A 15,663-nucleotide genomic window follows, 5' to 3' on the forward strand; every position below is an offset into this window, starting at 1 on the left:
ACGGGAGAGGGCGTCCGAGCCCTCACCCCGCCTCCGATCGGGAAGGAGGTCCGTGAAAGCGCACACTCGTAGCGTCCGGGCCGCTTCCTTGTACGCGGAGCGGCCCGGATCTCATGAACGCCGGTGGATCTGTGCGAGCGCGCCCGGCAGCACGGTCGGCGCCAACGCCGCGGCGGCCGCGTAGCAGCGGCCGAGCGCCCGCCTCCGCGATCCCGATCACCCCACCCGTCCGCCGTGCGGTGTTGTCATCAGCCGGCGCTGAGAGCGCGGGCGCCTGTGGGCCCTAGGGCGAAACGGGCCGTGGCGGCAGGCGGTGCAGGGTCACGTCCGTGAGGCGGCCGCCGGAGACGGTGGCCGTCATGTAGGTGCAGTGGGGCTGGCGGCGCCGGTCGGTCGGCGAGCCTGGGTTCAGCAGCCGCAGTCCGCCGGGCGCGGTGGTGTCCCAGGGGATGTGGCTGTGGCCGAAGACCAGGACGTCGGCGTCGGGGTACCGGGCGGCGCAGCGGGCCTCGCGCCCCTGGGCGGCACCGGTTTCGTGGACGACGGCGAAGCGCAGGCCGCCCAGTTCGGCGTAGGCCACCTCGGGAAGCCTGGCGCGCAGCTCGGGCCCGTCGTTGTTGCCGTGGACCCCGACCAGCCGGGCGCTGCGGCTCTCCAGCAGGTCCAGGGTGGCGGTGTCCACCCAGTCGCCGGCGTGGAACACGACGTCGGCGTGCGGGAGTTCGGCGAGCAGCGGGGCCGGGAGCCGCTTGGCGCGCCGGGGGAGGTGGGTGTCGGACATCAGGAGCAGGCGCACGGGATCACCCTAGAGGAGCTCGCGGCCGGCCCCGCCTCATGAGGGGCGTGTCTGTGCCGAGGGCGAAGTCGATGCCGTTGTCGAGGAACCAACGACGCCCGTCTGCCCTCTTTACCCACGCGGCACGCCGATCGCGGCGTCGGCCGTAACCGGCGTCACCGCCCCGGGTCCGACGCGCACCGCTCGATCGCCGGGTGCGTCGCCGGTCAAGGCAGCCTGCTGCCGCGGCACTTGTCCGGCGGCGTTAACATCGGCGCACAAAGCGTCAATCCGTGACGCAAGCCACAAGCCACCCAAGGAGTCCGGACACCGATGCCGGTCAAGGTCAGCGTCGTCATCCCCGTCTACAACCCGGGGACCTACATCGAGGACTGCGTCGCCTCGCTGCGCAGGCAGTCCCTGCCCCCGGACGAGTTCGAGGCGATCTTCGTCGACGACGGTTCGACCGACGACACGCCGGCCCGGCTCGACGCGCTGGCCGCCGAGGTCGAGAACATCAAGGTCATCCACCAGGAGGCCTCGGGCTGGTCCGGCAAGCCCCGCAACGTCGGGATCGCCGCCTCCCAGGGCGAGTTCGTCATGTTCGTCGACAACGACGACTACCTCGGCGACGAGGCCCTGGAGCGGATGTACGACTACGCGGTGGCCAACGGCGCCGACGTGGTCGTGGGCAAGATGGCCGGCAAGGGCCGGGGCGTACCGGTGGAGCTGTTCCGCCGCAACCACCCCCGTGCCACCGTCGACAACGCCCCGCTGATCGACAGCCTCACACCGCACAAGATGTTCCGGCGCGCCTTCCTCGACCGGATCGGCCTGCGCTTCCCCGAGGGCAGGCGCCGGCTGGAGGACCACGTCTTCGTCACGGAGGCGTATCTGCGCGCGGACAACGTCTCCGTGCTCAGCGACTACGTCTGCTACTACCACCTCAAGCGCGACGACGCCTCCAACGCGGGCTTCCAGCGCTTCGACCCGGTGGGCTACTTCGCGAACCTGCGCGAGGCGCTCGACGTCGTCGAGAAGTACACCGAGCCGGGGCCGACCCGCGACCGGCTGTTCCGTCGCTGGCTGCGCAACGAGATGGTCGAGCGGATGCGCGGCAGGCGCCTGCTCGCCGCGCCCGAGGACTACCGCAAGGAGCTCTTCACCGAGATCCGCTCGGTGGTCGTCGAGCGCTTCGGGCCCGGTGTCTCGGCGGGCCTCCAGCCCACCCAGCAGGTCGTCGCCGCGCTGATCGCCGACGGCCGGCTCGACGACCTGGTCGCCTTCGCCGAGTGGGAGGTCTCGGTCGCCTCCAGCGTCGAGCCGGACGGCGTCGAGTGGGACGGGGGTGTGCTGCGCGTCGGTCTGTCCGCCGAGCTCACGACCGACGGCAAGCCGATGACGTTCCCCGCCGAGGGCAGCGCCGCCCCGCTCACCGGGCCGCCGGCCTCGGTCGCGGAGGCCGTGGACTGGGTCGGCGCCCACAGCGTGGCCGGCTTCAAGCGCGCCACGGTCGACCTGCTGCTGCGGGAACGCTCCAGCTCCGCCCAGTACTTCCAGCCGGTGGAGTTCACCCGGGAGACCGTCCCGGGTGAGGACGGCCGGGTGCGGCTGGTGCTGCGGGGCACGGCAGCCCTGGATCCGGCCACCGCGGCCGACGGCGGCCCGCTCGACGCCGGGCTGTGGGACGTGTTCGTCCGCGTCAAGCTGGGCGGCTGGACCAAGCAGTCCCGGCTGGGCCCGGTCTCCCTCAAGGGGCGTACGGCCGCGGACGCCGGTGTGGCGGGCGGCCGGGTCGTGCTGCCGTACTGGACCGCGAAGCAGGGCACCCTCGCCCTGGACGTCGACACGGCGGGCGAGCGCCTGCAGCTCGGGCGGGTCACGCCCGGGGAGGTCACGGTCACCGGTGACCGCGTCGAGGTGCCGGTGCCCTTCCACGTGCCCGGTGACACGCCGGTGCTGCTCAGGCTCACCGGTGGTTCCGGCGCCGCGTCCGCGAAGGAGGTGACCGGCACGCTGCGTCCCCAGGACTCCGGGGCCCTCCTGGAGGCGGTGCTGCCGGTGGGCGACCTGACCGGAGCGGCCTGGCGGGTGGCGCTGAGCCCGGCGCCCCACGCCGAGGAACCCCGCTTCCATCCGCTGCCGTTCGAACTGCGGGTGAAGGGGGGCGGCGTCCAGGTCGTGGCCGTGCGCCCGCCCCGGCCCGCCACCGGACAGCCGTTGGTCCGCAGGGCGAGGCGGCTGGCCGGAAGGCTGGTCCGCCGGTTCAGGGCACGCGCCAAGTAGCGGCAGAGCCGCGGGGACAAACAGAGCCGGGGAGGACGCGTCCGCGTCCTCCCCGGCTCACCGCGCTTGGCTCAGCCGGCGTCGCTGAGCTGCTTCAGGCTGGTGCGCAGGTGCTCCCAGCTGCGGTCCCGCTTGCTGCCGCGGTTGCGGGCGTTCACCAGGGCCTTCCAGAAGGCGGCGTCGATCAGCGTCTCCGGCTTGATCGCCACGGTCCGCTCCAGGACCGTCTCCGGCACCTTCTGCGGGTCGGGGACCACGTACTCCGCGATGATCTCGTCGTACTTGTCCTTCAGCACCGTGTTGGTCGGGTCCGCGCCGAAGACCACGAGCTGCCCGGTGGGCTCGGTGTCGACCAGAACCGTCACCAGGTCGGGCCGGTAGCGGTTCAGGACCTCGATGACCTTGTACACGTCACCGGTCCAGGCGTTGGTGTGGCGGTCGCGGGCCGCCTCGTCCACGTTGCGCGGGAGCATGTCGTCGAAGACGATCACGCTGGCCCAGTCCGCGTACTTCTCGACGTTGATGAAGTCGCGCAGCGCGTACTCGAACAGGTGCATACCGTCGATGAACGCCAGGTCGAGCGTGACGTCCTTCCAGTAGCCGAACGGGCTGCGGTTGCGGACGATGTTGCGCAGCGGGTGGCGGCCGCCCTTGAGGTGCTGCAGCGGGTTCTCGCGCGCGAAGAAGTCGTCGCTGGTGGCCTTCGCCAGATGGACGTCGCAGCGGATCTCGGAGACCACCTTGAACGCCGGGTCGATCGCGATGCTCGGTACCCGGGAGAACGTCAGGCTGCGGCCGTCGTTGACGCCGATCTCCAGGTAGTTGCGGTTCGCGCTGGCTTTGTGGAGCCCCCGCAGGAACTCGTGACGTTTCACTGGGAAATCTCCTTGCGGATGTGTGGCAGTGCTTCGTGCAGGGCGGACCGCCGGTCCCGGTGCGAGGCCGGCGCGACCTCCGTCCACCGTCGCGCCCTAGGGCGCTGTAGGCGGGGCGTGGTGCGGGCCCGTTCAAGACCCCGCTGCTGGTGGGGCCGTCCCGGTCCGGGTCGGCCGAGGTGCCGGGACATTCCCCGCCCGGGTCCGTACCGGCTGCCCGGGCCGGAACCGGTTTCCGTGGAACATACCTGCTGTGAGCTTCCCATGACAGGACTTCGCGCCGAGGAGCGTGATCCTGAGGGAAAAGGAGGGCAAAGTGCGGAAAGACGGAGGGTGACCCTCCGGGTGACGGCCCCGGGGCCCCGCTCGTCTGCGCGGACGGGTGCGGCGGCGGGGAGCGTCATGAGAAGAGCGGGGAGACTCATGAAGGGTGCCGCACCTCGCCGTGGTCTCCACGGACGGGACAGCGGCCCCGGGGCACGCCAAGCGTCTCCAACTCGCCCCGCCGGGACGGCTCGACGGCCCGTACGGCGTCATGGACGACCGGCGTGCCCACACGCACACCGCCGCGGGCGCGGTCACGCCGCGGCTGCTGGAGCCTCTCCGCGGGGCCGGACTCGGGCGTGTCTCCGACGAGCGCACCGGCCCGGGTGCCCCCGGCGTCCGCGCGGGAGGTCCGGCCGGGGAACGGGACGGCCTGGTCGGCGACGGGCACCGGTCGGCCGGCCGAGGCGTGCCTGCTCGGCCGCGACCGGGTACCGGCCCCGCCGGACAGCACGAGAGCCTTCATCTGCGCCACCCTAGCCCGGATCAGGAAGAACGGGCCATGGCAGGGGGGTGACTTGGGGGTGGTGCGGGGTGGGCGCTCAGTCCTCGCCGCGGAAGATGTTGTCCTCGCCCGTGTGCGCCGTGGTGGGTCCGACCCGGTCCTCCACCGCGGGCAGGCAGGTCCGCAGGTCTCCCTTGCCGTGCAGGCGGCGGGCCCTGGACCAGCCCGTCTCGGGCCGGCGTGCGAGAGGCTTGTCAACGGTCTGCGGGGTCACGGTGGTTCACCGTCCTTCCATGCTCCCCTCCGGGTCCCCCGGGGGCCGCGGGACAAACGGACCGGAAAGCCCTCCGCCTCCTCGGCCCGCACACATATTCGTCGAGGAACCGGGGCGCCGGAACTTGACGGCCGGTCGAACCGGTCCGCCCTGTTCAGGTGTTGGGCCGTGCCACGCTGATGTCGCCCAGAGCAGATCCGGGATCGCGTTCCATGGCCGTGTCGCCGAGGGAGACGATGCCGACGGCATGGCCGTGCTCGACGACCGGGATGCGGCGCACGGCGTGCTCGCGCATGAGCGCGATCGCGTGGTCCAGGTCGTCCTCGGGCGTGACGGTCACCAGGTCGTCGCTGCACGCGGCGGCCACGGTGATCTGTTCCGGGTCGCCACCCTCGGCGAGGGAGCGCACGACGAGGTCACGGTCGGTGACCAGGCCGCGCAGTTCGTCGCTGTCGGTGACCAGGACGGCGCCGAGGTCCTGGTCGCGCATGATCCTCGCGACGGCCGTCACGGAGGTCTGCGGTTCCACGGTGGCCGGGGCGCTGGTCATGATGTCGCTGACGTGCTGAGTCATGGCGTACCTCTCCGTGTGCGGGGATGGTCCGCTCCGGGTACCCCGCCTCAGCCGTCGAGTGCGATCTCGCTCCACACCTGTTTGCCGCCGCTGACGGGGACGCTGCCCCAGGCCGCCGACACGGCCTCGACGAGGAGGATGCCGCGGCCTCCGGTGGCCTCCCAGCCGATGTTGGTGGGCTTGGCGGGGGTGCGCGGCGAGGTGTCGGCGACGGAGACCCGCAGCCGCCTCCCGATGAGGGTGAGGTCGAGACGCACCTGCCCGCCGGTGTGCACGAGGGCGTTGGTGACGAGTTCGGACACGACGAGCAGGGCGGTGTCCATGGCGTCCTCGGGGACGCCCCAGACGCGCAGGGTGCGCCGGGTGAAGCGGCGGGCGTGCCGGGCGGCCTCGGGGACCCGCCAGACGGTCCAGCTCTCCCGGAGCGGCTGGGTGGCCATGCCGTCGTAGCGCAGCAGGAGCAGGGCGACGTCGTCGCTGCGGCGGGCGCCTCCGAGCAGCGCGTCGGCGACGAGGCCGAGGTGGGCCGGGTCGGAGACGGCCAGCCCGTGCGCGAAGTGGTTCATGCCCTCGTCGATGTCGGCCTCGGTGGACTCGACGAGGCCGTCGGTGGTCAGGGCGATCAGGGTGCCGGGCCGCAGCCGGAGCGGGGTCATCGGGAAGTCGGCCTGGGCCACCACGCCGAGCGGGGGGCCGCCGTCGCTCTCGGCGATGTCGGTGGTGCCGTCGGGGTGGCGCAGCACCGGCGGCAGATGTCCGGCGCGGACGCACCAGGCCGTGCCCTCCTCCATGTCGACGTCCACATAGGTGCAGGTGACGAAGAGGTCGGTCTCCAGGTCCATGAGGAGGCGGTTGGCGTGGGCGACGACGACGTCCGGGGGGTGTCCCTCGACGGCGTAGGCGCGCAGGGCGGTGCGCATCTGCCCCATGAGGGTGGCGGCGGCGGCGCTGTGACCCTGGACGTCGCCGATGACCAGGGCGACGTGGTTGTCGGGCAGCGGGATCACGTCGTACCAGTCGCCGCCGAGCTCCAGGCCCGCGGTGCTGGGCAGATAGCGGGCGACGGCGACCGCGCCGGGCAGGGTGGGCAGACGGCGCGGCAGCAGCTGGCGCTGGAGCATGCCGACGAGCTCGTGCTCGGCGTCGAGGGCGTGCGCACGCATCAGCGCCTGCCCCGCGAGACCGGCGGAGGCGGTCAGCAGGGCGCGTTCGTCGGGGTCGAAGTGGTGGGGGGTGTCCCAGCCGATGAGGCAGGCGCCGGCCATGCGGCCCGCGGCGGGCAGCGGCAGGACGGCGAGGCCGCCGGGGCCGACGTCGGCGAGTGCGGGTTCGAGGACGGTGCCGGCCGGCCAGATCTGGGCGCGGCCCTCCCGCAGGGCGGTGGCCAGGGTGGGCATGGCCCGCACGGGTGCCTCGGGCCACTCGCTGCGCCACTCCAGGCGCCACAGCTCGGGCCAGGACTCCGGTTCGGGCGGGTCGAGGACGGTCACGACGAGCCGGTCGTTCTCCAGCTCGGCGAGGGCGATGCGGTCGGCCCTGAGCGGGGCGCGGAGGGCGGAGACGACGGCCTGACTGACGTCGCGGACGGTGCCCGCCATCGCGAGGGCGGCGGCCAGGCGCTGGACGCGGGCCACGTCGGTGACGTCGGAGCGCAGGGTGGAGGCGTCGGCGACGGTGCCCACGAGCCGGGCCGGACCGCCCTCGCCGCCGGCCGGCATACGGCCGCGCAGTCTGAGCCACTTGGGCGGTCCCGAGGGCTGGAGGATGCGGAACTCCAGTTCCCGGTCGCCGACGGACATGTGACCGGCCTCGAACAGGGACATCAGCGAGGGCAGGTCCTCGGGGACGGTCAGGCCGAGCAGGGTCTCGATCTTTCCGTCGAAGGCGGCCCGGCTCATGCCGAACAGCTCCAGGATGCCGTCGCCGACCTCGACCCGGCCGGTGTCGATGGCGAGGCTGAACGCGTGCGAGCCCAGTTCCGCGCCTTCCGGGGCGGGGACGGGCACGGGACAGACCACCGCGTCGGCGATCAGTTCGAGGCACTTGCGGTCCTCGTCGTCGAATCCGTGCGGATCCTCGCTGACGGCGACGAGACAGGCCCGGCCGTCGTCACCGTGCGCGGGCAGCACGGCCAGGTGGAAGTCCCGCCGGGCCACCCTGCGCGAATCGGCGCAGGTGGCGACTTCCTCCGGGCTGAGGAAGACCGGCCGGCCCGTGCGGTAGGCGTCGGCGGGTGGGAAGTCGCTGGAGCCCGGATAGCTGTCGCGCAGCCCGTACACCGTCCGGGGGACGCCGGCCGACTCGACCAGGCACAGCAGATCGCCGTCCGCACCGGGCCTGTACACGGCGGCGAGGGTCGCCCCGGTGAAGACGAGCGCCTGCTCCAGGACGCGGCGCAGCCTTTCCGGCGACCGGGGACCGTCCGTGAGCGAGGTCAGGGCGTTTTCGGCACGCAGCGTCCTCCCTCTGCGTCCCGCAGCGCCCTCACTCACCACTTCGCCATTACAGCGCTAATACGGCATGTGCGCAGCCCCTGTGGGCCTTCGGGGGAGCGCCCGCGGCCGCCGCGCTCGAAACCCCTCGAACAAATCTTGACGCATGCGTTTCGCACGGTGATCTCGTGACAGCCGTGACTGTCCGTGGCCACCGCCTCGCTGGAAGGCTCTGTGGTGGGCCAAGGAGGGGACGCATGGACAAGCGCTACGAGGTGTACGCGCTCGCCGACAGACACTTCTACGAGACGCCCGACCGGATCTCCGCCGGTGAGGCGCCCGTCTACGAGACGGCGCGCCGCGCGGTGCCGGACGGGTGGGACGCGGCACGCATCGGTGACTGGCTGACGCTGACGCCGCTCGGCGCGGACGGGAAGCCGGCGCCGGGTCCGTCGCAGGGCTGGAAGATCCACGCCTCGGCCACCCGGGAGAACGCCGAGCGGATCGCCGCGATCGTGTGGGACTACTGCGTGCCCCGGCGCATCTCGTTCAAGTTCGTCCCCGGCCCGCACCTGCTGCACCTGCGCAACACCAAGTACGCGGCCCGCGACACCAGCGGCAAGTTCGTCACGATCTACCCGGCCGACGAGGAGCAGCTGCACGAGGTGCTCCGTGAGCTGGGCAAGCTCCTGGAGGGCTTCGAGGGGCCGTACATCCTCACCGATCTGCGCTGGTCCGAGGGCCCGCTCTACGTCCGCTACGGCGCTTTCGCGCGCATGTTCGTCGTCGACGACCGGGGCTCCCTGGTGCCGGCGGTGCGGGACGGCGAGGGGACGCTGGTGCCGGACCGGCGTGCGCCCTCCTTCCAGGTGCCCGACTGGGTGAAGCTCCCCGACTTCCTGGAGCCGCACCTGGAGGCCCGCAACACCACGACGGTCGGCGAGCTGCCGTACCGGATCGAGAAGGCGCTGCACTTCTCCAACGGCGGCGGGGTCTACACCGGCACCGACACCCGCGACGGGCGCAAGGTCGTCCTGAAGGAGGGCCGGCCGCACGCGGGCCTGGCCGCCGACGGGGCGGACGCGATCGCCCGTCTGGAGCGGGAGAAGGACGCCCTGGAGCAGGTGGCGGGTACGGGCGTGGTGCCCGAGGTGCGGGACTGGTTCACCCTCGGCGACCACCGGTTCCTCGTCATGGACTTCCTGGAGGGGCGCCCGCTGAACTCGTTCTTCGCCGAGCGGCATCCGCTGCTCGGTCCGGATCCCGATCCGAAGGCCGTGGCCGACTACACGGCGTGGGCGGTGCGCATCCACGGAGCGGTGGAGCGGGCCGTGGAGGCGGTGCACGCACGCGGGATCGTCTTCAACGACCTGCACGTCTTCAACATCATGGTCGGCCCCGACGAGGAGTCGGTCTCCCTGCTCGACTTCGAGGCGGCGGCGCCCGTCGAGGAGAACGGCCGCCAGGTGGTCGCCCACCCCGGCTTCTTCGCCCCGCCGGACCGCAAGGGCATCGACGTCGACCGCTACGCCCTGGCCTGTCTGCGGATCGCCCTGTTCCTGCCGGTGACCACGCTGTTCGTGGTCGACCGCGGGAAGGCGGCCCATCTGGCCGAGGTGATCCTGCGTCAGTTCCCGGACGTGCCGAAGGAGTTCCTCGACGAGGCGGTCGCGGAGATCACCCGGGACATCGCCCCGGACACCGGCGGCGGGCGTACGCCGCTGAGGGCGGTGCCGTCCTTCGTGGAACCCGGCGACTGGCCGAGCAGCCGCGACTCCATGGTCAAGGCGCTGCTCGCCTCGGCCACACCGGAGCGCGAGGACCGGCTCTTCCCCGGTGACATCACCCAGTTCAACGACGGCGGCGGCCTCGGACTCGCCCACGGCGCGGCCGGGGTGCTGTACGCGCTGGACGCCGTCGGCGCCGAGCGGTACGAGGAGGGCGAGCGCTGGCTCCTGGCCCGCACCGCACCCCCGCCCACGGGCACCCCGCTCGGGCTCTACGACGGTCTCACGGGCGTCGCGCACGTCCTGGACCGGCTCGGCCACCGCCGACGCGCTCTCGACCTGGTCGACCGCGTCCTCGCGGAACGCTGGCAGAACCTCTCCTCCGACCTGCACGGCGGCCTGGCCGGGCTCGGCCTGGTCCTCGGCGAACTGGCCCGCACGACGGGCGAGTCGGAGCTGCGGGACCGTGCCGCCGAGGCGGCAGACGTCCTCGTACGACGGCTCGCGCAGCCTCCCGCGGACACCAAGCGGCGCCGGGCCGGGCTGCTGAAGGGGTGGACCGGGCCCGCGCTGTTCCTGCTGCGGCAGTACGAACACACCGGTGAGCCGCTGCTGTTGAGGGCGGCCGAGGTCGCGTTGCGCAGGGATCTGGAGTGCTGCGTGACGCACCCGGGCGGCTCGCTGGAGGTCGACGAGGGCTGGCGCACGCTGCCCTACCTGGGCGAGGGAAGCGTCGGCATCGGGATGGTCCTGGACGACTACCTCGCCCAGGGCGCCGACACCGAGGGCGAGTTCGAGCGGGCGCGGGCCGGGGTGCTGACCGCCGCCACCAGCCGCTTCTATGTGCAGCCCGGTCTCTTCCAGGGCCGTGCCGGGATGATCCTGCACCTCGCACGCACCGACACCCCCGGGGCGACCCGCGAGCGGCTTGCCGGACAGATCGACGGGCTCGGCTGGTTCTCCATGGACTACCAGGGCCAACTGGCCTTCCCGGGCCACCAGATGATGCGGCTGTCGATGGACCTGGGCACCGGAACGGCAGGGTGCCTGCTCGCGCTCGGCGCGGCCCACGCGGCCCCCGGCGCCCCGGCCACCGCACACCTGCCGTTCCTGCCGCCCCTCGGGCGGCCCCAAGAACGCGGTTCCGCGATGTAACGGAGCCGTGACCCAACCCCGTCCCCACGGGTGGACGACACCGAGGAAAGGAAACCGAGATGGCACTTCTCGACCTGCAGACGATGGAGTCCGACGAGCACACCGGCGGCGGCGGCAACAGCACGCTGAGCCTGCTGTCCTGTGTCAGCGCCGCGAGCGTCACGCTCTGTCTCTGACAGGCATCGTGCGCCCATGACTCCGGGCGGTCCACTCCCGCGAGGGAGGGACCGCCCGGGGTTCTGCACACCTCCGGAAGGCCGCCGTATGACGACTCGCACCTCGCCACCGGCCCCGCACGGCCTCCTGGGCCCGGCCCCCGCCCGCTGTCTGCTCCTGTGCCTGGTGAGCACGGCGGCGACCGGCGCCGGACTGCTGCTGCCCGCGGCCCTCGGCCGCGCCCTCGACCTGCTGCTGGCGCAGGCGCCGGCCACCCGCTGGGTCCTGTACTGCGCCGGACTGGTCCTGCTGCTCGCGCTGCTCGACGCCGCCGAGACCGTCCTGGGCGGCACCCTCGACGCCCGCACCACCGCCTGGCTGCGCCGCCGCCTCACCGGTCATGTCCTGGCCGTCGGCCCGCGTGCCACCGCCCGCTTCGGGCCCGGCGACCTCGTCGCCCGCCTGGTCGGCAACGCCGCACAGGCCGGTACCGCACCGACCGCCCGCGCCGCCCTGCTCGCCGCGCTGGCCGGACCGGTCGGCGGCGTCGTGGCCCTCGGCCTCATCTCACCCTGGCTCGCGGCCGTGTTCCTGGCCGGAGCACCGGTGCTCGCCCTGCTGCTGCGCGCCTTCGCCCGCGACACCCGGGAATGCGTGACGCGCTACCAGGAGGTGCAGGGGCGGATCGCGCAGGCCCTCTCTGAGGCCGTCGGCGGACACCGCACCATCCGCGCCGCGGGAACCGAGGACCGGGAGACGGCCCGCGTCCTGCGCCCGCTGCCCGAGCTGTCCGAGGCCGGTCACCGCATGTGGCGGGTCCAGGGCCGGGCCTCGGGCCAGTCCGTCGCCGTGGCCCCGCTGCTCCAGCTCGGTGTCCTCGCCGTGGCCGGGGTCCTGCTGGCCCGGCACCGCGTCACGGTGGGCGAGGTCCTCGCCGCCTCCCGGTACGCGGTCCTCGCGACCGGCGTCGGCGTCCTGGTGGGCCAGCTCGCCGGCCTGGCCCGGGCCCGGGCGGCGGCCGGACGACTGGACGAGGTCCTCGCGGAACCGGTCGTCCGGCACGGCGAGCGCGGGCTGCCGCCCGGCCCCGGCCGCCTCGAACTGCGGGGCGTCACCGCCCTGCGCGGCCCACGTGCCGTGCTCGACGGGGTCGACCTCGTCGTACCGGGCGGGACGACGCTCGCGGTGGTGGGCCGCTCGGGGGCGGGCAAGTCACTGCTCGCCGCGCTGGCCGGACGGCTCGCCGAACCGGACGCCGGGGAGGTCCTGCTCGACGGGGTGCCGCTGCGCGAGCTCACCCACGACGCACTGCGCCGCTCGATCGGCTACGCCTTCGAACGCCCCGCCCTGCTCGGTGGCACCGTCGAGGAGGAGATCGGCCTCGCCCTCCCGTCCCGCTCCCCCGCCCAGGTCCGGGAGGCCGCCCGCACCGCCCACGCGGACGACTTCGTACGCCGGCTGCCCGAGGGGTACGACACCCTCGTCGCCGACGCCCCACGCTCCGGCGGGGAGTCCCAACGGCTCGGTCTGGCCCGGGCGTTCGCCCACGGCGGCCGGCTGCTCATCCTCGACGACGCCCTCTCCAGCCTCGACACGGTCACCGAGGCGCGCATCGCCGAGGCCCTGGTGAGCGGCGGCGCGCGCGGCACCCGTCTGCTCGTCGCCCACCGCGCCGCCACGGCGGCCCGCGCGGACGCGGTGGCCTGGCTGGACGGGGGGCGCGTGCGTGCGGTGGGACCGCACGAGGAGCTCTGGCGGCTGGCCGAGTACCGGGCGGTGTTCGGGGGCGGGGCGGACGCCGCGGACGGAGGGCAGTCGTGAGCGACGGTTCGGCCGGGATCTACGGGCGCGGTCTGCGCCACCTGCGGGCCCGGTGGCGGGTTCTCGTCCGGCTCGGCGGGTGGTCGGTGCTGGAGACCGGGCAGACCTTCCTCACCGGGTACGCGCCCGCCCGCGCCCTGGACGAGGGGTTCCTGGCCGGGCGGCCCGGTGCCGGACTCGGGTGGCTCGCCGTGGCCGGGATCGGCGTGCTCGTGGGCGCGTACGGGACGGTGCGGGTGTACGCCGCCGTCGCCGCGTTGGTCGAGCCGCTGCGGGACCTCCTGGTCGGGCGGGTCGTGGAGCGCGGGGTGCGGGAGGCGGACGCGGGGGCGCTGTCCGGGCTGACCCAGCAGGTGGAGATCGCGCGGGACACGTTCGCCGGGCTGGTGATGGTGTCGCGCTCGTTCCTGTTCACGGCGGTCGGCGCGGTTGTCGGACTGGCCTCGCTCGACCCGCTGCTCCTGCTGGTCGTGATGCCCCCGCTCGCCGCCGGACTGGGCCTGTTCGCGGCCACGTTGCGTCCGCTGGCCCGCCGTCAGGAGGAGTTCCTCGTCGCCGACGAGGCGCTGGCGGACGGTCTCGGCAGGGTCTGCCCGGGGCTGCGGGACATCACGGCCGCCGGTGCGGAGGAGCGGGTCGCCGCCAACACGGGCCGACTTGTCGACACCGAACAGCGGGCCGCGAACGCCCTCGCCCGCTGGTCCGTCCTGCGCGTGGCCTCCCTCGCCCTCGGCGGCCAGCTTCCGATCGTCCTCCTGCTCGCCTGCGCTCCCTGGCTGCTGGCCCGCGGGGTCACCACGGGCGCCCTGGTCGGCGCCCTGGCCTACGTCACCCAGTCCCTCTTCCCGGCCCTGCGCAACCTGGTCCACGGCCTGGGCACGAGCGGCTCCCGCCTGGTGGTGGTCCTGCGGCGACTGGTCCGTGAGCCCACGCCTGCTGGGGCCGCAGGGGGATCGGGCGTTCGGACCCGGGTACAAGGCAGCCCTCCCCCGCCCAGCCGCACCGCCGCCCCCGGGCCGGGCGGCGACGGCGCCGAGCCCGCCGGCGTCTCCACAGCCCCGTCCGCTCCCGCACACCCCGACACCACACACCCCGCGGCCCCCGCCCTCGCTCCCGACCCGAACCGACCCCTCCCCCCGCGGCCCGACGACCGGACCGACGCGCGGCCCGCCGACCGGTACGGCCGGCCGGGCCACAGCGCCCGCCCGCGCACATCCGCACGCCCTACAGATGGGGCCCCCGCCCTCTCCCTCACCGCCGTCTCCTTCGCCTACGGCCCCGCCGCCACCCCCGTCGTGGACCACCTCGACCTCACCCTGGCCCCCGGCGCCCACCTGGCCGTCGTGGGCCCCAGCGGCATCGGGAAGTCCACGCTCACCGCTCTGGTCGCCGGGCTCCTTCAGCCCACCGGCGGAAGCATCCGGCTGTGCGGACACCCCGTGCCCTCCCCCGACGCGGCCGCGCTGCGCGTGCTCATCCCGCAGGAGGCGTACGTCCACACCGGCACGCTCGCCGAGAACCTCGGGCACCTGCGGACGGACCCGGTGCCCGAGCCGGAGCTGCTCGCGGCGGCGGAGGCCGTCGGGCTGACCCCGCTCCTCGAAGCGCTCGGCGGGCCGCAGGCGAGCGTCGACCCGGCGGCCCTCTCCGCCGGTGAGCGGCAGCTCGTGGCGCTGACCCGGGCCTATCTGTCGTACGCCCCCCTGGTCCTGCTCGACGAGGCCACCTGCCATCTGGACCCCGGGGCCGAGGAGCGCGCCGAGCTGGCCTTCGCGCACCGGCCCGGCACCACGCTGCTGGTCGTCGCCCACCGGATCAGCTCGGCCCGCCGGGCCGGCCGCGTGCTGCTGATGGACGGCTCGCGCACGGCGTACGGCTCCCACGACGAGCTGGTGCGCGACTCGGCCGCGTACCGCGCGCTCGTGGGCGGCTGGACCGCCGTACCCCCGACGCGGTCAGAGCCAGCCCTGGCCCTGGGAGATCCGGATCGCGTCGATGCGGTTGCGGGCCCCGGTCTTGCGGGTGATCGCGGCCATGTAGTTGCGCACGGTCCCGTGCGACAGGCACAGGTTCCCCGCGATCTCCGCGATGGAGGCCCCCTCGGCCGCGAGGGATAACACGCTCAGCTCCCGTCGGGTCAGCGGCATCTCCGCGGCCTGGAGGAAGCCGAAGCCCAGCGAGTCGTCGACGAAACGTTTCCCTTCGGCGACCCGGCGGATTCCGCGCACGAGCCGGTCCGGCGCCGCCCCCTCCTTGTCCACGTATCCGAGCGCCCCCGCGTCGACGGCCCGCTTCAGCAGTCCCGGCCGGTTGGCGCTGGCCATCACGAGTAGGCGCGGCGGACTGCGGTCCGGCTCGCGCACGGCTAACTCCCCCAGCGGTGGGATGCCGTAGGCGTCCGAGCATTCGAGGTCGGCCGCGCAGACGTCGGGCCGCACGGTCCGCAGACGGCCGGGCGCGCTGTGCCACGGGGTGTCGAACACCCCGAGATCGGGTTCCCGGCGGAGCCACTCCGCCAGGGCCGATCTCACCAGACACGCGTCGTGCACCAGAAGCACCCGGATCACTGTTCGTCCCCCTCGATTCGCCCTGCTCGGTTCCGTGGCATGAAACGCGTGCCCCATTGTTCGGGTCCCGGACCGACCTCGGGCGCGAAGAATTGGCCATCAGGGTGCGCGGGGGCGCACGAGCGGCGCCCGTGTGCCGTGGCGCGCTTCGACTGTGGGGGCATGGTCCGGGGCCGAAGGGGTACGCGGCCGTCCTCGCCGTCGCACGGGCACCCGTGTGCCCGCACCCGGGAACGCTCGCCGTGCGGGACG

Annotated in this window: 11 protein-coding genes and 1 pseudogene; 5 read left to right on the forward strand and 7 right to left on the reverse strand. The window is 73.7% G+C overall.

All coding sequences use genetic code 11. The annotated features are described in order from the left end of the window. Positions 1-283: 283 nt before the first annotated feature. Positions 284-796, reverse strand: coding sequence for a metallophosphoesterase family protein (locus AQI94_RS13025; RefSeq protein ID WP_031049902.1), 513 nt, complete (start codon positions 794-796; stop codon positions 284-286). A 312-nt stretch (positions 797-1,108) separates the two neighbouring features. On the opposite strand from AQI94_RS13025, the gene AQI94_RS13030 reads away from it, so the two are divergent. Continuing rightward, positions 1,109-3,061: a glycosyltransferase family 2 protein gene (locus tag AQI94_RS13030; protein ID WP_031049905.1), complete on the forward strand. Its 1,953-nt coding sequence runs from the start codon at positions 1,109-1,111 to the stop codon at positions 3,059-3,061. A 71-nt stretch (positions 3,062-3,132) separates the two neighbouring features. Here the strand turns inward: AQI94_RS13030 and AQI94_RS13035 are convergent, their stop codons facing one another. The 5 genes from AQI94_RS13035 to AQI94_RS13050 form a co-directional block, all read right to left on the reverse strand. Beyond that, the gene (locus tag AQI94_RS13035; protein WP_031049907.1) at positions 3,133-3,936 is read right to left on the reverse strand and encodes a class I SAM-dependent methyltransferase; all 804 of its coding nucleotides are present in this window, start codon (positions 3,934-3,936) and stop codon (positions 3,133-3,135) included. 421 nt (positions 3,937-4,357) lie between these two features. Then, positions 4,358-4,726, reverse strand: coding sequence for a glycosyltransferase family protein (locus AQI94_RS13040; protein ID WP_107064282.1), 369 nt, complete (start codon positions 4,724-4,726; stop codon positions 4,358-4,360). A 76-nt stretch (positions 4,727-4,802) separates the two neighbouring features. Beyond that, complete coding sequence (locus tag AQI94_RS45020; RefSeq protein ID WP_167364499.1) at positions 4,803-4,979, reverse strand: hypothetical protein; 177 nt, start codon at positions 4,977-4,979, stop codon at positions 4,803-4,805. Between the two features lie 154 nt (positions 4,980-5,133). Beyond that, positions 5,134-5,553, reverse strand: coding sequence for a CBS domain-containing protein (locus AQI94_RS13045; protein WP_031049913.1), 420 nt, complete (start codon positions 5,551-5,553; stop codon positions 5,134-5,136). A 47-nt stretch (positions 5,554-5,600) separates the two neighbouring features. After that, entirely contained in the window at positions 5,601-8,048 is a 2,448-nt protein-coding gene (locus AQI94_RS13050; protein WP_062229731.1) for a SpoIIE family protein phosphatase, read from the reverse strand. Positions 8,049-8,242: 194 nt separating this feature from the next. Here AQI94_RS13050 and lanKC point away from each other — a divergent pair, with 194 nt between their 5' ends. From lanKC to AQI94_RS46390, 4 genes are all read left to right on the forward strand, one after another. Continuing rightward, the gene (lanKC, locus tag AQI94_RS13055; RefSeq protein ID WP_031052148.1) at positions 8,243-10,867 is read left to right on the forward strand and encodes a class III lanthionine synthetase LanKC; all 2,625 of its coding nucleotides are present in this window, start codon (positions 8,243-8,245) and stop codon (positions 10,865-10,867) included. A gap of 59 nt (positions 10,868-10,926) precedes the next feature. Further along, positions 10,927-11,043, forward strand: a complete 117-nt coding sequence (locus AQI94_RS13060) for a SapB/AmfS family lanthipeptide (protein WP_020117173.1) — start codon at positions 10,927-10,929, stop codon at positions 11,041-11,043. An 88-nt stretch (positions 11,044-11,131) separates the two neighbouring features. After that, on the forward strand, positions 11,132-12,844 hold the full coding sequence (locus AQI94_RS13065; RefSeq protein ID WP_062229732.1) for an ABC transporter ATP-binding protein: 1,713 nt from the start codon (positions 11,132-11,134) through the stop codon (positions 12,842-12,844). Further along, positions 12,841-14,961: an ATP-binding cassette domain-containing protein gene (locus tag AQI94_RS46390; protein ID WP_318658106.1), complete on the forward strand. Its 2,121-nt coding sequence runs from the start codon at positions 12,841-12,843 to the stop codon at positions 14,959-14,961. Before AQI94_RS13065 ends, AQI94_RS46390 begins: the two co-directional genes overlap by 4 nt. Here the strand turns inward: AQI94_RS46390 and AQI94_RS42745 are convergent. Next, positions 14,884-15,468: pseudogene (locus tag AQI94_RS42745) on the reverse strand (LuxR C-terminal-related transcriptional regulator); the annotation flags it as partial. The gene AQI94_RS46390 and the pseudogene AQI94_RS42745 overlap by 78 nt on opposite strands. Positions 15,469-15,663: the final 195 nt, after the last annotated feature.

Source organism: Streptomyces pseudovenezuelae (assembly GCF_001513955.1).
Classification (GTDB): Bacteria; Actinomycetota; Actinomycetes; order Streptomycetales; family Streptomycetaceae; genus Streptomyces; species Streptomyces pseudovenezuelae.

What these genes read in the sequence shown, in the direction of transcription:
- AQI94_RS13030 (WP_031049905.1), top strand. Translation starts at nt 1,109, where the DNA reads ATGCCGGTCAAGGTCAGCGTCGTCATCCCCGTCTACAACCCGGGGACC.
- AQI94_RS13040 (WP_107064282.1), bottom strand. Translation starts at nt 4,726, where the DNA reads ATGAAGGCTCTCGTGCTGTCCGGCGGGGCCGGTACCCGGTCGCGGCCG.
- AQI94_RS13045 (WP_031049913.1), bottom strand. Translation starts at nt 5,553, where the DNA reads ATGACTCAGCACGTCAGCGACATCATGACCAGCGCCCCGGCCACCGTG.
- lanKC (WP_031052148.1), top strand. Translation starts at nt 8,243, where the DNA reads ATGGACAAGCGCTACGAGGTGTACGCGCTCGCCGACAGACACTTCTAC.
- AQI94_RS13060 (WP_020117173.1), top strand. Translation starts at nt 10,927, where the DNA reads ATGGCACTTCTCGACCTGCAGACGATGGAGTCCGACGAGCACACCGGC.
- AQI94_RS13065 (WP_062229732.1), top strand. Translation starts at nt 11,132, where the DNA reads ATGACGACTCGCACCTCGCCACCGGCCCCGCACGGCCTCCTGGGCCCG.